This is a genomic window from Microbacterium sp. MPKO10 (genome assembly GCF_026107415.2).
Lineage (GTDB): Bacteria > Actinomycetota > Actinomycetes > Actinomycetales > Microbacteriaceae > Paramicrobacterium.
Genome location: NZ_JAPCHX010000012.1, coordinates 1 through 1,423 on the forward strand (window position 1 = coordinate 1; position 1,423 = coordinate 1,423).

Consider the following 1,423-nt stretch of genomic DNA (forward strand, 5'->3'; position numbering starts at 1 on the left):
AGTAGTGCCCCGTAGAGTGGTGTAGTCCGCTTGGTGGCTGGCTCTCGTTCTGAATGGGGGCGCGGTCACCGTGTGGTCCTTCGAGGAATCTCCTACAACCCACTCGAAAGGACATCTTCACGATGACCGCTCCTCATATTGTCGACCCTTCCGGCTTGCTTGTCGAAGCTCTTTCCGACGCGTCACCGGATCTCATGCGCAGCCTGCTGCAAACCATGATCAACGCGTTGCTCTCCGAGCACGCTGACGCTGTCGTCGGCGCTGAATGGGGCAAACCAGCTCCTGACCGGCTCGCGCAACGCAATGGCTACCGACACCGCGACCTGGACTCCCGTGTCGGCACGATCGATGTCGCGATCCCGAAGCTGCGGCAGGGAACCTATTTCCCGGACTGGTTGCTCGAGCGCCGCAAGCGCGCGGAATCGGCGATGATCACCGTCGTCGCGGACTGCTATCTCGCCGGTGTTTCCACACGGCGGATGGACAAGCTCATGAAGACCCTCGGGATCAACTCACTGTCGAAGTCGCAGGTATCCCGAATGGCGGCCGAGCTCGACGAGCAGGTCGAGCAGTTCCGCCACCGTCCCCTCGGGGACGCAGGCCCGTTCACGTTCGTCGCCGCCGACGCTCTGACGATGAAAGTCCGCGAAGGCGGCCGGGTCATCAACGCCGTCGTGCTCGTCGCGACCGGGGTGAATGCCGACGGACGCCGTGAGGTCCTCGGACTGCGAGTGGCCACGTCCGAAACCGGGGCGGCGTGGAACAGCTTCTTCGCCGACCTCGTCGCCCGCGGCCTGACCGGCGTGCGTCTGGTCACCAGCGATGCGCATGCAGGTCTGGTCGAAGCGATTGCAGCGAACCTGCCTGGTGCTGTCTGGCAACGTTGCAGAACCCACTACGCGGCGAATCTGATGTCCGTGACGCCGAAGACCATGTGGCCGGCCGTGAAGGCGATGCTGCACTCCGTCTACGACCAACCAGACAAAGATGCCGTCCATGCCCAGTTCGACCGACTACTGGACTACGTCGACGGCAAGCTCCCCGACGCGTTCGAGCACCTCGACAACGCGAGACCGGACATCCTCGCTTTCACACAGTTCCCGGAAGGGCTTTGGCAGCAGATCTGGTCGAACAACCCGAACGAGCGCCTCAACCGGGAGATCCGTCGCCGCACCGACTCCGTCGGCATCTTCCCCAATCGCGACGCGATCATTCGCCTCGTCGGCGCCGTCCTCGCCGAGCAGACCGACGAATGGGCCGAAGGGCGCCGCTATCTCGGACTCGAGATCCTCGCCAAAAGCCGCCTCAGCCTCGTCACCAGCACCGAAGAGGTGACCGAACAACCCGCCCTCGAGCTCAGCGCCTAACCGAAATCAACAGCAGAAGGATCACCGACCGCTACACCACCAACGGGGACTTGACC

1 protein-coding gene is annotated in these 1,423 nt (G+C 63.5%); it reads left to right on the top strand.

Annotated elements, in window-relative coordinates; genetic code table 11:
• Window positions 1–122: 122 nt before the first annotated feature.
• A complete protein-coding gene (locus OK352_RS17660; protein ID WP_265142847.1) occupies window positions 123–1,367 on the top strand; it encodes an IS256 family transposase in 1,245 nt (414 codons plus the stop codon).
• Window positions 1,368–1,423 lie beyond the last annotated feature (56 nt).